Below are 14,844 nucleotides of genomic sequence, written 5' to 3' on the forward strand. Positions count from 1 at the left end.
ATGAAACGCCACTCACTCTTCGCGGCCTGCCTGGGCCTGGCCACCTTGGCGCTGGGCACTGCCGCCCAGGCCGATCAGATCGACGACATCAAGGCGCGCGGCGAACTGATCTGCGGCACGCTGGGCACTTCGCAGCCATTCAGCTTCCAGGACGGCGCCACGCGCCAGCTGGTGGGCTATGACGTCGACGTGTGCAAGCTGGTCGCCGACAAGCTGGGCGTCAAGATCAGCTACAAGCTGTTGTCGGTGGCGGCGCGCGTGCCCGAATTGAACGAAGGGCGCGTGGACATCCTGGCGGCCAACCTGGGCTATTCGCCCGACCGCGCCGAACAGATCGCCTTCAGCCATGCGTACTACGTCAGCCCGCAAAAGCTGCTGGTGCGCAAGGACTCCGGGCTGGACACGGTGGAAGCGCTGAATGGCCGCCGGATCGGCGCCACCAAGGGTTCTAGTTCGGAACGCGAGATCAAGCGCATCCTGAACAAGTCCCAGGTCATTGGCTACGGCGATAGCTCGGCCACCTACCTGGCCTTGCAGCAAAAGAAGGTGGACGCGCAGTTTGCCTCGGAGCTGGTGCTGGTGCGCCTGGTGCTGCAAAGCCCGCCGACCGCACCCGTCAGCGTGGTCGCCAAGTCGGTCTTCGACGAACCCTGGGGCCTGGGCGTGCGCAAGTCTGAACCGCGTTTCCTGCAAACGGTGAATCAGGCGCTGGACGAAGCGGAAAGCGCGGGCGCGGCCGCCAAGCTGTTTGATAAGTGGTTCGGCCCCGAAACGCCGTACAAGCTGGAGCGTGGTTTCAAGATCGGCCCCATCGCGGGCTGAGAAACCCGCGGACCCCAGCGCGGCCTGCATGCCCTCGTCACGGTTTCCGCTGCCTTCCCAGGCGGGCGGTCGGAACCCGTGACGTTTGGCGTGGGCCGTGCGATTGCCGGAGATTGACTGCTTTATGAGCCTACTTGATGCTTCCCAATACCAGCTGCTGTTCAGCGGCATGGTCGTTACCGTGCAACTGTTCCTGGTTGCCTGGGTCATGGCGTTTGCCATCGCGGTGACGCTGGTGGTGGTGCGCGCCACCAATCTGGCGCCATGCCGCTGGGTGGTCGACGCCTATGTGGAATACCACCGCAACGTGCCGCTGCTGGTGCAGGTGCTGTTCTGGTATTTCGGCATGCCCGAGTTGTTGCCAGAGGGCTTTCGCATGTGGCTGTACGAACACAATGCCGAGATGTCGCTGGCGGCGATCGCGCTGGCGCTGGGTTCGGCCGCGTATATCGCCGAGGACATCCGCAGCGGTCTGCGCGCCATCCCCGGGACGCAGTTCGAGGCCGCCCGGGCGTTGGGCGCGAGCTATCTGCAATGCATGCGCTTTGTGATCGTGCCGCAGGCGGTGCGCATCTCTATCCCACCCTTGGTTGGCCGTGCGTTGCTGCTGTTCAAGAACACCAGCGTCGCCATGGCGATCGGCGTGATGGAACTGACCTACCAGGCGCGCGAGATCGAAAACGAAACCTATCGCACCTTCGCCACTTTCGGCGCGGCGACGATCATGTATCTGCTGGGGTCGTTCCTGATCATGGCGCTGGGATCGCGCATCTACGCCCGTTATCGTCTGAATCGCGGAGGCCACGGTGCTTGATCTGCTGATGCAATACTGGCCGACGCTGCTGGTCGGCCAATACCCCAACGGCCCGCTGGGGGGATTGGCGCTGACGCTGATCCTGGCGGCCCTTGGCCTGGCAATGTCGCTGCCGCTGGCGTTGATGATCGCGCTGGCGCGCGTCAGTCCATTCGGTTGGCTGCGTGTGGCCAGCAAGGCGTTGGTCAATGTCGTGCGCGGCATGCCGCTGCTGATGTTGATCTTCTGGGCCTATTTCGTGGTGCCCAAACTGACCGGACAGGTCATCAGCGGCTTCTGGACGCTGATCTTCGCGTTGGTGGTCTACGAAAGCGCCTATCTGTCGGAAGTGATCCGTTCGGGTATCGAGGCGGTGCCGCGCGGGCAGGTCGAGGCGTCGCGTTCGCTGGGCGTGGGCTACTGGACGACGATGCGCAAGGTGGTGCTGCCTCAGGCGCTGTTCAACGTGCTGCCCAGCATGACGAGCCAGTTCGTGTCGACCATCAAGGAAACGTCGCTGGGCTACGTCATCAGCGTCAACGAGCTGACCTTCGCGGCCAATCAGGTCAACAACCTGGTGCTGACCCAGCCGCTACAGGTATTCGGCATCCTGGCCATCATCTATTTCCTGGTGTGCTTCAGCCTGAGCCGCAGCTTGAGCTGGCTGGACCTGCGTATCCGCCGCTCGCGCGCCATGGTTTAAAGGAACAAAACAATGATCAAGCTTGAAAAAGTGAACAAGTGGTACGGCGCGCATCACGTGCTGAAAGACGTGGACCTGTCGGTGTCGCGGGGCGAAGTGCTGGTGGTGTGCGGGCCGTCGGGCTCGGGCAAGTCCACCATGATCCGCACCATCAACCGGCTGGAACCCATCGAAAAAGGCCGCATCCTGATCGATGGCGCCGACATCTATGCCAAGGGCGCCAACCTGAATGCGCTGCGCCAGAAGATTGGCTTTGTCTTTCAGCAGTTCAATCTGTTCCCGCACATGAGCGTGCTGGAGAACGTGATCTTCGCACCCGTCAACATCCGCAAGCAGCCGCGCAAGCAATCGGTGGAACTGGCGCGCACGCTGCTGGAACGGGTGGGCCTGGAGCAAAAGATCGATGCGTATCCCGGCGCGCTGTCCGGCGGCCAGCAGCAGCGCGTGGCGATTGCCCGGGCGTTGGCGCTGCAACCGCCGGTGATGCTGTTTGACGAGCCCACCAGCGCGCTGGATCCGGAAATGGTCGGCGAGGTGCTGCAAGTGATGAAGGGCTTGGCCAAGGATGGCATGACGATGGTGTGCGTCACCCACGAAATGGGGTTTGCGCGCGACGTCTGCGACCGGGTTGTCTTCATGGATGGCGGCGAAATCCTGGAAGTGGATACGCCCGAGCGCTTCTTCAGCACGCCGTCCCATCCGCGCGCGCAGCGCTTCCTGGCCGACATCCTGCATCCGCGCGGCTAAGGCGGCCGCGGGTGGCGCGGCGGCGATGTTAATGTGAGGGTTTCCATGCGTTTCGCATCGACTGCCGCGATGTATACCCTTAAACAGCTAGAGGCCTTTTACTGGAGCTCCGAATTGGGCAGCTTCAGCGCGTCGTCCCGCAAACTGCACACCACGCAGTCGGCGGTGGCCAAGCGGGTAGGCGAGCTTGAAGTCTTTGCCGGTTCGCCCTTGTTCGAGCGCCGCGCCAAGAAGCTTGTCATGACGCCACAGGGGCGCAAGCTGTTCGAGCTGGCGCGCGAGATGCTCGACCTGAATAGCCGCATTGTTCAGAACATGGCGGATCCGGCCAGCTTTGAAGGCGTGCTGCGGCTGGGCGTGACCGAACTGGTGGGCATGACGTGGCTGGCGCGGCTGATCAACCAGATCAGCCAACGCTACCCCCGTGTGCAACTGATGCCCGAGATCGATGGCGGCATCACCCTTTACGAAAGGCTGGAACAAGACCAGCTGGACCTGGCCATCATGCCCGGGCCGTTCTGGAGTTATCAATACGATTGCACCCATCTGGGCGCCGTCACCAATGTCTGGATGGCCAGCCCCGCGTTGGATATTGATTTTTCCGCCCGCCTGACGCCGCAGGACCTGGCGCCTTATCCGGTGATTTCCCAGCCCACGAATTCGGCCTTGTCGCATCTGTATGACGCTTGGTTTGCCGAGCAGGGCTTGCCGGTCAAGCGCGTGCTGACCTGCAACAGCCTGGGAATGATGGCGCAGCTGACGATGCTGGGCCTGGGCATCAGCTATCTGCCTGGCGCCTATTTTTCGCCGCTGGTCGAACGGGGCGCGCTGTGCCAGCTGGATGTGCGGCCGGACTTGCCCACCATCAATTACTACGCCGTACACAAGAAGAACATCGTCAACCCGATCGTGTCGCGGGTGATCGATATTGCGCGCGAGGAATGCGCGTTCGAGGTGGCGGGGGCCTTCCTGCCCCATGTGCCGCCCGCGGCATTGCGCCGCGAAGCGTAAAAGGGCGGACGGGCCAGCGGCAGCCGGCCCCTGGCGTTTGGCGGGGCGTTTAGCCGCAGCGGATCGCCGTCATCACGTCCTTGTCATCCACGATCAGGTTCAGGCGGGTTGCGTTGTATTCCATGGTGACAAGCTGGCCCGGTCGCAGGATGCGGGCCGTGGTGCTGCCGCTGCGCGTGCGCAGGTCTTCCATGACCGATTGGGTGGCCTTCTGGCCGATCTGCGATTGCAGGTCGGCGGCGTCGCACGTCTTGCCGCGGCTGGACGTGTTGGGCGAGCCGCCATAGGAGGCGCCGCCGCCAGAGGAATCCGATGAGCTTGGCGCGCTGGCGGAGCTGTCGGTTGCGGGGGCGCTGCGGGACGAAGACGACGTACCCGTATTGGCGCACGCGGTCAGGCCGGCAACCAGGAGGAAAGGGATCAGCTTGCGGATCATGTAAAGCTCCTTACAACTACGCGACGAAAAAAGCCATGATAGACCAGCCGTGGCGGACTGTAATCAGGGGCCATCGGGCGGCTGCATGCCGGGTAGCGCAGGCAGCCTGTCCGCCAGGAACTGGATCAGCAACCGGGCCCGCAACGCCTGATAGCGACGCGAGGGGTAGATCAGGAAAGCCTCTTGCGGCGCACCGCTCCATTTGGGCAGGACGCGCAGCAATTGCCCGTCGGCCAACAGGTCCTGCACCAGCCAGGCGGGGCACAGCCCCAGCCCGGCCCCCAGCGCCAGCGTTTCGCGGATAGCCAGGGCGTTGTTGACGCGGTAGCGGCCCCGGGTCTGGACGCTGGCGCGCGAGGCGCCCTGGTGCAGTTCCAGGGTGTCGCCACCCGGCAGCCACGCGAACCGGACGTAGTCGTGGCTGGTCAGGTCATCGGGCGTGCGGGGCTTGCCGTGCCGAGCCAGATAGGACGGCGCCGCCACCAGGTAGCGCGGCGACAGGGCCGCCTTGCGGGCGATGGCATTGGGCGGCAGATCGCCGCCCAGGCGCAGGGCCACGTCCACGCTTTCTTCCACCAGGTCGACGAAGCGGTCGTTCAGGATCAATTCGACCTGGATATCGGGATAGGCATCCAGGAATTCCCGGATCAACGCATTCAGCCGGAACTGCCCCAGCGCGACCGGCGCGTTGACCCGCAGGAAGCCTGCGGGCTGCTCGGTCTGGCCGCGGGCGTCGGCCACGGCTTCGGCATATTCCTCCAGCACCCGGTTGGCGCGTTCGTAGAAGCGTTTGCCTTGTTCGGTGGGCACGACACGTGTCGTGCTGCGTTCCAGCAACCGCACGTTCAGGTCTTTCTCCAGTGCGGCCACGATCTTGCTCAGCGCGGGTTGGCTCAAGGCCAGTTCACGGGCGGAGGCCGACAAGGTGCCGAGTTCCACGGCGCGGACAAAGGCCCGCATGGCGCGCAGGGTATCCATGGCAAGCATTCCATTTTGGAAGAAGTCGTATGCATTTTATGCGTCTATCGGCACAGTTTAGAAGAACCTATCGTGGGGGCATCGCTGTTGAAACCGATTTTCTGCTTCCAAGGAGCCGCTATGCACCCCGCCATGAACCGCCGTTCTTTCTTCCGCATCGCCGGCCTGGCCGCCACGGGCCTGGTCTGGAGCCCGTCCGCCACGCACGCGGCCGTGCCCACGCCGCAATCGTCCTGGGTCAGCTCCTGGTTCGCCAGCCCGCAGCCGTTATGGGACGCCGCTTTCGTGCTGCCTACCGGCATGCCGGCGCAGGTGGCGGATCAGACGCTGCGCGAGACCGTCAAGATCAGCCTTGGCGGCAAGCGCCTGCGGGTGGTGCTGTCCAACCGGTATGGCACGCAGCCGCTGGTGGTTGGCGCTGCCCACGTGGCGCGGGCCCGGGCGGGGGCGGCTATCGACCCCCTGTCGGATCGCACCTTGGTTTTTGGCGGGCAACCTGGCGTCACGATCGCGCCCGGCGCGCAGGCGATCAGCGATCCGGTGGATTTGCCCGTCGCCGCGCTGAGCGAGCTGGCCGTCAGCACCTATTTTCCGCAGCCGACGCCGGTGGCGACGTTCCATTGGGGCGCCCAGCAAACCGCCGCGCTGGCGCCAGGCGACGTCAGTGGTGCGCCGGACCTGCCGGACGCCGCCGCGTTGCAGGGCCGTGCCTTCCTGGCGGGGGTCTGGGTGGACAGCGCGGGCGAGTCCCCGGTTGTCGTCGCGTTCGGGGACTCGTTGACCGACGGCAACGGGTCGACGCCCGGCGCCAACCGCCGCTGGCCGGACTTCCTGGCCCGCCGGCTGGCGCCGCAGGGCGTGGGCGTGGTCAATGCGGGCATTTCCGGCGCCCGGGTGTGGGGTGACAAGATGGGCGTGAACGCGATGGCGCGCTTTGAGGCCGACGTGCTGTCGCAACCGGGCGTGCGGACTGTCGTTGTGCTGATGGGCATCAACGATATCGGCTGGCCCGACAGCGGGTTTGCGCCCGCAGACGCGCCGATGACCGCGGCGCGGCTGGTCGAGGGCTACCGGCAATTGGCCGAGGCCGCCCGCGCCCGCAACGTACGCATCGTCGGGGCCACCATCGCGCCCTACGAGGGCTCGCTGCACGGCACGCCGTTGGCAGGCCATTACAGCTTGGCCAAGGACGCGGTACGCCGCGAGGTGAACCAGTGGATCCGCAGCAGCGGTGTGTTCGACGCCGTGCTGGATGTGGACGCCGTGCTGCGGGACCCGTCGCATCCCGCGCGCCTGTTGCCGGCCTACGACTCGGGCGATCATCTGCATCCCGGAGACGCGGGATATCAGGCGATGGCGCAGGCGCTGAACGACGACATTCTGTTCGGCCGCTAGCCGGCCTGCGCGGAGGGGGCGCCCGTCAGTGGAAGTTGCGGCTTTGCGTGGCCAGCCCGCCCAGCAGGTCGGTCAGGTCCACCAGCCGCTGCGCGATCAGGTGGCGCACCCCGTCCACGTTCTGCCACGCGCCGTAGACGCCCAACAGCTTGGCGCCCAGCAGTTCGCGACGCTGGCGTTCGATCAGTTCCGGGCGCACGACCACGTTGACCGGGCCGGTTTCGTCTTCCAGCGTCACGAAGATCACGCCTTTGGAGGTTTGCGGGCGCTGGCGCACGGTGACGATGCCGCAGGCGCGTGCCACCCGCTTGTCGGGGTAACGGTTCAGGACGTCGGCGGGCTGGAAATTGCGGGCCGCCAATTGGTCGCGCAGCAGCGCCACCGGGTGGCTATGCAAGGTCAGGCCCACGCTGCGGTAGTCGGCCGCCACCGCCTGGCCTTCGGACGGGGCCGGCAATTGCGGCGCCTGGGTTTCAACAATGGCGGCGTCGCGCAGCAGGTCGTGGCTATGTACGCTGGCGGCGGCTTCCCAACTGGCTTGGCGTCGGTGGCCGGCCAGGGTGCGCAGGGCATCGCCCGCGGCCAGTGCATTCAGGTCATGCCGGTTGAGCGAGGCCCGCCGGGACAGGTCGCCGGTGTTGGCAAAGGGGGATTGCGCGCGTGCGTCCTCGATGCGCCGGGCGGCGTCTTCCCGCATGCCCTGGATCAGGCTCAAGCCCAGCCGGACGGCGGGGCGCGGGGCGTCGGGGCCGGGGGCGTGCGGGCGGGCGCCGCGTTGGGAGCCAGGGTGGCCGTCCGGCAGGGTTTCCAGGGCAGAATCCCAGCCGCTGACGGTGACGTCCACGGGCAGCACGCAGACGCCATGGCGGCGGGCGTCCTGCACCAGTTGGGCCGGGGCGTAGAAACCCATGGGCTGGGAATTGAGCAAGGCGGCCAGAAAGGCTTCCGGCTCGTGGCGTTTCAACCATGAACTGGAATAGGCCAGCAGCGCGAAACTGGCGGCGTGGCTTTCCGGAAAACCGTATTCGCCAAAGCCTTCCACCTGGCGGAACAGTGCTTCGGCAAAGTCCAGCGTATAGCCGTGCGCCAGCAGGCCGCCCACCAGCTTGACGCGGAATTTGTCCACGCCGCCTTTGCGTTTCCAGGCGGCCATCGAGCGGCGTAACTGGTCGGCCTCGCCCGGGGTGAAGCCCGCGGCCACCACGGCGATCTGCATCACCTGTTCCTGGAAGATCGGCACGCCCATGGTCCGGCTGAGCACGCCGCGCACTTTTTCGCTGGGATAGGTTTCTTTTTCCTTGCCCTGGCGGCGGCGCAGGTAGGGATGGACCATGCCGCCCTGGATCGGGCCGGGCCGCACGATGGCCACCTGCACAACCAGGTCATAGTATTTGCGGGGCCGCAGGCGCGGCAGCATCGTCATCTGCGCGCGGGATTCGATCTGGAACACGCCTACCGTATCGGCGTCGCAGATCATGTCGTAGGTCGCGTCGTCGCCTTCGGGAATGTCTTGCAACGTCAGGGGGCGGCCGCGGCGCTGACCCGCCAGTTCCAGGGTGCGGCGCAGCGCCGACAGCATGCCGAGTGCCAGCACGTCCACCTTCAGCAACTTCAGCGCATCCAGATCGTCCTTGTCCCACTGCACGACGCTGCGCTCTTCCATGGCGGCGTTCTCGATCGGGACCAGGCGGGACAGCTTTCCGCGTGAAATCACAAAACCGCCCGGGTGCTGGGACAGGTGGCGCGGGAAGCCCATCATGGTCTGCGCCAGCGACGCCCATTGCCGCGCGACTTGGGATTCCGGGTCCAGCCCGCAAGCGCCCAGCGTGCGCAACATTTCCTTCTTGCCGTCCCACCATTGATGGGCCCGCGCCACGGCATCGATGACGCCCAAGTCCACGCCCAATGCGCGGCCGGTATCGCGCAGCACGCTGCGTGGCCGATATGAGATGACCACGGCGGTCAGCGCGGCTCGTTGGCGGCCGTACTTGCGGTAGATGTATTGAATGACTTCTTCGCGGCGCTGGTGTTCAAAGTCCACGTCGATGTCGGGCGGTTCGTTGCGTTCCTTGCTGATGAAGCGCTCGAACAGATTGTTGCCGCGCACCGGGTCCACCGCGGTGATGCCCAGGCAGTAGCAGACGGCGGAGTTCGCGGCCGAGCCGCGACCCTGGCACAGGATGCCCGCGTTGCGGGCGTATTGCACGATGTCGTAGACGGTCAGGAAATAGGCTTCGTAGTGCAGGTCGGCAATCAGGCCGAGTTCTTTTTCGATCTGTTCGGCCACGCTGGCGGGCATGCCCGCAGGAAAGCGGCGGGCGGCGCCGGCCAGGGTTTCCTGACGCAGATAAGTGGCCGGCGTGTGGCCGCGCGGCACGATCTCATCGGGATATTCGTAATGCAGTTCGTCCAGCGAAAACGCGCAACGGCGTGCCACTACCAGCGTTTGTGCCAGTGCGTCGGGCGGATACAGATTGGCCAGCCGCATGCGCGTGCGCAGGTGCTGTTCGGCATTGCCGGACAGTTCGTACCCGCATTGGGACACCGGCTGGCGGGTGCGGATGCCGGTCAGCGTGTCGTGCAGCGGCTTGCGCGAACGCACATGCATCTGTACCTGTCCCACGGCAACGATGGGCAGTTCCGCCGTGTTCGCGGCGTATTCGACGGCGGCGCGGTGCAGGTCATCGCGGGATCGGTACAGCAGGTTCAGGCCGACCCAGGCACGATGGGGAAAGACGCGCGCCAGCCAACGGGCCTGTTCGGCCATGCGGTCAGCGTCGGTGCCGTAGATGGGAGTCAGGATAGCCAGGCATTCGGGCAACTGGCGCAGGTGCGAATAGCCGTCGGGTGGATCGGTGAAGTCTTCCGGGGCCAGCCGGTATTCGCCTTTGGGCGCGCGGGTGCGGGCCAGCGTGATGAGTTCGGACAGGTTGCCGTAACCCTCGCGGGTCTGCGCCAGCAGCGTCAGCCCCAGCGGGGCGGCGTCGGGGGCGGCGCGTAGCTGGAAGGTGGCGCCGATGATCAGCGGCAGCTTCAGGGCCTTGGCTTCCACATGGGCGCGCACCACGCCCGCCAGCGAGCACTCGTCGGTCAGTGCCAGCGCGGCGTAGCCCAGTTCGGCAGCGCGCACGGCCAGTTCTTCCGGGTGCGAGGCGCCTTGCAGGAAGGAGAAGTTCGACTGGCATTGCAGTTCGGCGTAGCCGGGCAGCGCCGGGGGCAGGTCGGACGGGGCGGGCGCGTCGTGGGAATCGTCGTGCATGATGCGAACGGCTTCAGGCGTACAGCCCGTGCAGGAACCAGCGCGCGTGTTCCGCGTCGCGCTCGCGGTAGATCCAGTAGCGCGCGGCGGCGGCGTCTTCGGCCACGAAGTAGTCACGCACCGTCAGGGCGGGATCCCACCAGCCGCTTTCGATGCGTTCGGGGCCGCGCATCAGCCGCAGCGCCTGGCCGCCGTATTGGGGACGATGGCCCGATAGTTTCAAGGGCAGTGGCGTTTCCAGCAGCCAGAACGGCCGGTCCAGCAGCGTGGGCAGCGGCCCGGGAACTTGAGGGGCCGCCAGTGCATCGCCCCAGGAATTGGCGGCTTCGGGGCGGTGGTCGGGGGTGGGCTGGGCGTGGCGCACCTGATCGCGGCCCAGCCGCGCCACCAGCAGGTCCAGCAAGCGGGCGTGGTCGGCCGCCGTGCCGCCGGGTTCAGGAAACAGGGTGGTGCTGGCGGCGGGCTGTTCCACCGTGTCGGGCGCCAGCAACGCCACGGCGATGACGGGGGCTTCCAGGGTGAAGTGGTTCAGCTTTTCGCGTAGCAGATGCAAGAGCTGAGGCGCCTGCCAGACAGGTTGCGCCAGCGCCAGTTCCAGTTCAGTGGGCGGGCGGGCATGGCGGCCTCGCTCGTGTTCCATGCTGAGCACCACGCGCCGCACGGCCAGTTGCCGGGCGGTCAGCCAGCCGCCCAGTTGTTCGGCCAGCCGGCGTGCGACCGCCAGCACGGCGTCAGTGTGTTCAACATAGTCCGTGAGTTCGATGCGGCGCGAAAACTGGTGGGGCGGTTCAATCCAGGGATAGAGCTCGGGGGCCACGCCATAGGCGGCATCCAGGGCTTGCAGCAGTTCGGGCGTGCTGCGCCGTTGCAGGCCGGCGCGCGGCAGGGCGCGCAGGTCTGCCAGCGTGTGGCAGCCGATGTCGTCCAGCCAGTCGCGGCGAGCCTGCGCCTGGGGCAGCAACGCCAGCGGCAGGGCGTTCAGCCGGCGGGTCAGGGTGGGCAGCGTCAAGGTGCGCCGGGGCATGCGGCGGCCGGGACAGTGCGCCAGCAGCCAGGCGCCGGTGGCGGTAGGGGCCATGCCCAGCGTCACGCGCAGGTCCAGTGCGCGCAAGGTGGCGCGGACTCGCTGGCTGAGCGCACGCGGGCCGCGAAAGAACATCAGGCTGGCGCCCACGTTCAGCAGCACGGTGTCGCCGCCGGACAGGGCGACTTCGGGGGTGTATTGCAAGAGGGCCAGCGCCGCGCCCAGCAAGGCATCGGCTTCGGCTTGGGGCTGGCGCGGCAGCAGTTCCACGTCGGGGGCGATCGCGGCCGCGCCGGCGCGGCGCATGCCCGGCTTGACGCCGGCCTGGCGGGCGGCGGGGGTAAGGGCGGCGACGCTTTCCTGGTCCAGGACGGCGAACGCCTGTCCCTCATGCGGCCAGTGCGGGCGTAGTGCGTCCAGCGGCAGGCAGCGCAGGAAGACGGCGATCCAGAGGCGCATGGCGGGGGGAAGAAGGCGTAAGGGTGCCGGGCTCCAGGGCCACGTACAGCGGCGTGTCGCAGACCGGCCCCCGGCGTTTCAAAAGATGGACGGACAAGCCGCCCGGCGCGGGAGCAAGCGCCAGCCGCAATGGCGCGGGCGTGGCGTGTTGCGCGGCGCTGGCCGGGCGCACGGCGATGAACAGCAAGTCGCTGGCTTGGGCCGCCAGGTGCAGGCGGCGCAGGGATTCGGGGCGGACATGGGGCAGCCAGCAGATCAGGGCGCCGCAGCTGCCGTTTTTCAGGATCTGTTCCGTGGCCCAGAGCGTATCGATGGGTTTTTGCGGCGCAACCCACAGCAACTGCCGGGGATCCAGCCGCCAGCCCATCCAACTGGCGATGTGGGGGGCGTGCGGGGGGTGCACCAGGGCGATGGGGCGGCGCGTTTCCAGTTGGGCCAGCGCCGGGCGCAGCAGGCGGATTTCACCGACGCCGGGGTGCGGAGTCAGCAGTTCAATCAGCGAACCCAGCGGCCAGCCGCCGTCCGGCAGCTCGGCGGAAAGCAAAGCGTGCCCGGTGGGCAGGTTGCGGGCGGCGCCTTTGGCCAACTGCGTGGCACGCCACAACGCGGGATGGATATGTTCAGGGGACTGCATGGCGGGGGCTACCCGGTTCAACAAGCACGTGGAGGGGTGTTTGGAAAACCTGGAAAACAATAATACCTGTATGAATATACAGTATTGTAGCGCCGTTTAATGCCCCCGCGCGTCCCTCTAAGTCTGTCTTTTACGCACCAAGGTGGTGCGTTTTTGGCCGTCCGGCACGACCGCCAGGGGGGGCTAGACCCCGGCGGTGCTTCCGGACGCCGGCGCCGCTTGGGCGTCCTGCGCGCCGTGCTCCAGGTCCAGCCCATAGAAGCGCATGTCCTGGTATTTCACCCAGCGCGACTGCTTCACCACGCGATGGCCGATCCACAGCGCCAGGAACAGCGGGATGGCCAGATAGGTGGAGATCACCCCGATCCAGTCGATGCGCTCTTCCAGGAACGCCTGGTAGTTCTGCCCCAGCGTCACCACCAGGCACAGCACGAAGGCCAGCAACGGGCCGAACGGGAACAGGCCGGCCTTGTACGGCAGGTCGGCCGTGTCGTAGCCGTGCTTCACGTAGCCCTGGCGGAAACGGTAATGGCTGATCGCAATGCTCAGCCAAACAATGAACTCCGTCATGCCGGCAAAATTCAATAGCCAGATATAGACCGCCTTGGGGCTGTACACCACGCTGAACAGGCACAGGCAGGCAAGCGCCGTGGTGGCCAGCAGCGCATATAGCGGCACGCCGTTGCGGGTCAATCGCTTGAACATGGCCGGCGCCTGGCCTTCGGCCGCCATGTTGAACAGCATCCGCGTGGCGGCGTACATGCCCGAGTTGCCGGCCGACAGCACGGACGTCAGGATGACGGCGTTCATGACCGTGGCGGCCGACAGCAATCCCGCATGCTGGAATACCAGCGTGAAGGGGCTGACGGCAATGTCCTCGACTTCATTGCGCAGCAATTGCGGGTCGGTGTAGGGCACCAGCAAACCGATGATCAGGATGGCCAGTACGTAGAAGAGCAGGATGCGCCAGAACACGTTGTTGATGGCGCGCGGCACGTTACGGCGGGGGTTTTCGGATTCGCCCGCGGCCACGCCCACCAGTTCGGTGCCCTGGAAGGAGTAGGCCACCACCATCGCCACGCCGACCCACGTGGCCGCGTTGCCCACGAAAGGCGCGTCGCCCACTTTCCAATTGACCAGACCCACTTGATCGCCGCTATGGATGATGCCCACCAGCATGCCCAGCCCCACCGCGATGAAGCACAGGACGGCAACCACCTTGATGATGGCGAACCAGTATTCGGCTTCACCGAAGCTGCGAGCGGAAAAAGCGTTCAACCCGAAGGTCAGCGCCAGGAAGGCGACGCTCCATATCCAGCCCGGCGTATCTGGCAGCCAGTACGCCATGACCAATTGGGCGGCCACTACATCCACGGCAACCACCGTGGCCCAGCTGATCCAGAAATTCCAGCCCAGGGCAAAGCCGAAGCCGGGGTCCACATAGCGCGAGGCATAGGTGCAGAACGAGCCGGACACGGGCATGAAGGTGGCCAGTTCGCCCAGGCTGGTCATGATGAAATAGACCATCAGACCGATCACCAGGTAGACCATCAGTGCGCCGCCCGGACCCGCCTGGGCAATGGCTGCGCCGGATGCGACGAACAGGCCGGTGCCGATGGCTCCGCCCAGCGCTATCATCGTGAGGTGGCGTGCCTTGAGCACGCGGTGCAGCTGATTCTGGCTCGCTGGCGTAGCGCCCGAGTGGGTGTTCGGGTCGGTTGTCGGTGTTTGCATTACAGAGGTAAAAGAGGGCCGTTGCGGCGGTAGTCCGGCTTGTGGCCTGCGGGTCGTCCGCTTTAAGCCGCGCATTTTACAATGCTGTCATCAGGGCGTAGTCCAACGGCCTTATGCCAGCACGGAGCAGTCTCATGGCATTTTCCAGTTCTCTTGAATTTCTTCCCGATCCTGGCGTCGATGTGCGCCAGTTGTTCATTCTGTTGCACGGTGTGGGCGGTTCGCCCGACAACCTGCGGCCCATGGCCGAAGCCGTGCGCGCGGCGTTTCCGACGGCGGCGGTGCTGGTGCCCGAAGGATTCGAATCCTTTGATGGCGGTGAAACGGGGCGACAGTGGTTTTCGGTGCGTGGCGTGACCGAAGAAAACCGCGCCGAGCGCGTGGCCCGGGCCATGCCTCCCCTGGAAGCCTACGTGCGCCAAGCGCAGGCCCGGTTCGGCTTGCTGCAATCGGACACGGCGCTGGCCGGGTTCTCGCAGGGCGCCATCATGGCGTTGGAACTGGTGCAGGCCCACGACGGCATGGCGGGGCGCGTGATCGCCTTTTCCGGCCGGTATGCGCAACTGCCCAAGACCGCGCCCCAATACACCACCATTCATTTGCTGCACGGCGCCGACGACCGGGTGATGAGCGTGACGCACATCCAGGCCGCGCAGGCCCGGCTGGAAGAACTGCATGGCGATTCCACCATCGACATCGCCACGCAGGTTGGCCACGAGCTGCACCCCGCGTTGATCCAGCGCGCCATTGTGCGTTTGCAGACCTGCGTGCCGCTGCGCAGCTGGGAAGCAGCCCTGGGGCTGAACCAGACGCCGCCCGACGGCACCACGGTGCATTGATGCAAACTTG

General features: G+C 66.0%; 13 protein-coding genes. 7 read left to right on the top strand and 6 right to left on the bottom strand.

Annotated elements, in window-relative coordinates; translation table 11 throughout:
• The 5 genes from HV753_RS01110 (at position 1) to HV753_RS01130 (ending at position 4,076) form a co-directional block, all read left to right on the top strand.
• The gene (locus tag HV753_RS01110) at positions 1-822 is read left to right on the top strand and encodes an ABC transporter substrate-binding protein (RefSeq protein WP_175172582.1); all 822 of its coding nucleotides are present in this window, start codon (positions 1-3) and stop codon (positions 820-822) included.
• A 124-nt stretch (positions 823-946) separates the two neighbouring features.
• A complete protein-coding gene (locus tag HV753_RS01115) occupies positions 947-1,636 on the top strand; it encodes an amino acid ABC transporter permease (protein ID WP_175172583.1) in 690 nt (229 codons plus the stop codon).
• Positions 1,629-2,318, top strand: coding sequence for an amino acid ABC transporter permease (locus HV753_RS01120; RefSeq protein ID WP_175172584.1), 690 nt, complete (start codon positions 1,629-1,631; stop codon positions 2,316-2,318). Before HV753_RS01115 ends, HV753_RS01120 begins: the two co-directional genes overlap by 8 nt.
• 12 nt (positions 2,319-2,330) lie before the next feature.
• On the top strand, positions 2,331-3,065 hold the full coding sequence (locus tag HV753_RS01125; RefSeq protein WP_175172585.1) for an amino acid ABC transporter ATP-binding protein: 735 nt from the start codon (positions 2,331-2,333) through the stop codon (positions 3,063-3,065).
• 45 nt (positions 3,066-3,110) lie between these two features.
• The gene (locus HV753_RS01130) at positions 3,111-4,076 is read left to right on the top strand and encodes a LysR family transcriptional regulator (RefSeq protein ID WP_246288107.1); all 966 of its coding nucleotides are present in this window, start codon (positions 3,111-3,113) and stop codon (positions 4,074-4,076) included.
• Positions 4,077-4,125: 49 nt separating this feature from the next.
• On the opposite strand, the gene HV753_RS01135 is transcribed toward HV753_RS01130, so the two are convergent.
• Positions 4,126-4,512, bottom strand: coding sequence for an I78 family peptidase inhibitor (locus HV753_RS01135; protein WP_175172586.1), 387 nt, complete (start codon positions 4,510-4,512; stop codon positions 4,126-4,128).
• Between the two features lie 63 nt (positions 4,513-4,575).
• Complete coding sequence (locus tag HV753_RS01140; RefSeq protein ID WP_175172587.1) at positions 4,576-5,490, bottom strand: LysR family transcriptional regulator; 915 nt, start codon at positions 5,488-5,490, stop codon at positions 4,576-4,578.
• 132 nt (positions 5,491-5,622) lie between these two features.
• On the opposite strand from HV753_RS01140, the gene HV753_RS01145 reads away from it, so the two are divergent.
• Positions 5,623-6,885, top strand: a complete 1,263-nt coding sequence (locus HV753_RS01145; RefSeq protein WP_175172588.1) for an SGNH/GDSL hydrolase family protein — start codon at positions 5,623-5,625, stop codon at positions 6,883-6,885.
• Positions 6,886-6,910: 25 nt separating this feature from the next.
• On the opposite strand, the gene HV753_RS01150 is transcribed toward HV753_RS01145, so the two are convergent.
• From HV753_RS01150 to HV753_RS01165, 4 genes are all read right to left on the bottom strand, one after another.
• Positions 6,911-10,144: an error-prone DNA polymerase gene (locus HV753_RS01150; RefSeq protein WP_175172589.1), complete on the bottom strand. Its 3,234-nt coding sequence runs from the start codon at positions 10,142-10,144 to the stop codon at positions 6,911-6,913.
• Positions 10,145-10,157: 13 nt separating this feature from the next.
• Positions 10,158-11,627, bottom strand: coding sequence for a Y-family DNA polymerase (locus HV753_RS01155; protein WP_175172590.1), 1,470 nt, complete (start codon positions 11,625-11,627; stop codon positions 10,158-10,160).
• A complete protein-coding gene (gene imuA, locus HV753_RS01160; RefSeq protein WP_175172591.1) occupies positions 11,557-12,261 on the bottom strand; it encodes a translesion DNA synthesis-associated protein ImuA in 705 nt (234 codons plus the stop codon). The genes HV753_RS01155 and imuA overlap by 71 nt, the downstream gene beginning before the upstream one ends.
• Positions 12,262-12,444: 183 nt before the next feature.
• Complete coding sequence (locus HV753_RS01165; RefSeq protein ID WP_217481424.1) at positions 12,445-13,995, bottom strand: amino acid permease; 1,551 nt, start codon at positions 13,993-13,995, stop codon at positions 12,445-12,447.
• 134 nt (positions 13,996-14,129) lie between these two features.
• On the opposite strand from HV753_RS01165, the gene ypfH reads away from it, so the two are divergent.
• The gene (ypfH, locus tag HV753_RS01170; RefSeq protein WP_175172592.1) at positions 14,130-14,834 is read left to right on the top strand and encodes an esterase; all 705 of its coding nucleotides are present in this window, start codon (positions 14,130-14,132) and stop codon (positions 14,832-14,834) included.
• Positions 14,835-14,844 lie beyond the last annotated feature (10 nt).

It is taken from the genome of Achromobacter pestifer (genome assembly GCF_902859625.1).
In the GTDB taxonomy this organism is placed as follows: domain Bacteria; phylum Pseudomonadota; class Gammaproteobacteria; order Burkholderiales; family Burkholderiaceae_B; genus Achromobacter; species Achromobacter pestifer.

Coding starts and splice junctions, on each gene's coding strand:
- HV753_RS01110 (WP_175172582.1), top strand. CDS start 1: ATGAAACGCCACTCACTCTTCGCGGCCTGCCTGGGCCTGGCCACCTTG.
- HV753_RS01115 (WP_175172583.1), top strand. CDS start 947: ATGAGCCTACTTGATGCTTCCCAATACCAGCTGCTGTTCAGCGGCATG.
- HV753_RS01125 (WP_175172585.1), top strand. CDS start 2,331: ATGATCAAGCTTGAAAAAGTGAACAAGTGGTACGGCGCGCATCACGTG.
- HV753_RS01130 (WP_246288107.1), top strand. CDS start 3,111: ATGCGTTTCGCATCGACTGCCGCGATGTATACCCTTAAACAGCTAGAG.
- HV753_RS01135 (WP_175172586.1), bottom strand. CDS start 4,512: ATGATCCGCAAGCTGATCCCTTTCCTCCTGGTTGCCGGCCTGACCGCG.
- HV753_RS01140 (WP_175172587.1), bottom strand. CDS start 5,490: ATGGATACCCTGCGCGCCATGCGGGCCTTTGTCCGCGCCGTGGAACTC.
- HV753_RS01145 (WP_175172588.1), top strand. CDS start 5,623: ATGAACCGCCGTTCTTTCTTCCGCATCGCCGGCCTGGCCGCCACGGGC.
- HV753_RS01150 (WP_175172589.1), bottom strand. CDS start 10,144: ATGCACGACGATTCCCACGACGCGCCCGCCCCGTCCGACCTGCCCCCG.
- HV753_RS01155 (WP_175172590.1), bottom strand. CDS start 11,627: ATGCGCCTCTGGATCGCCGTCTTCCTGCGCTGCCTGCCGCTGGACGCA.
- imuA (WP_175172591.1), bottom strand. CDS start 12,261: ATGCAGTCCCCTGAACATATCCATCCCGCGTTGTGGCGTGCCACGCAG.
- HV753_RS01165 (WP_217481424.1), bottom strand. CDS start 13,995: ATGCAAACACCGACAACCGACCCGAACACCCACTCGGGCGCTACGCCA.
- ypfH (WP_175172592.1), top strand. CDS start 14,130: ATGGCATTTTCCAGTTCTCTTGAATTTCTTCCCGATCCTGGCGTCGAT.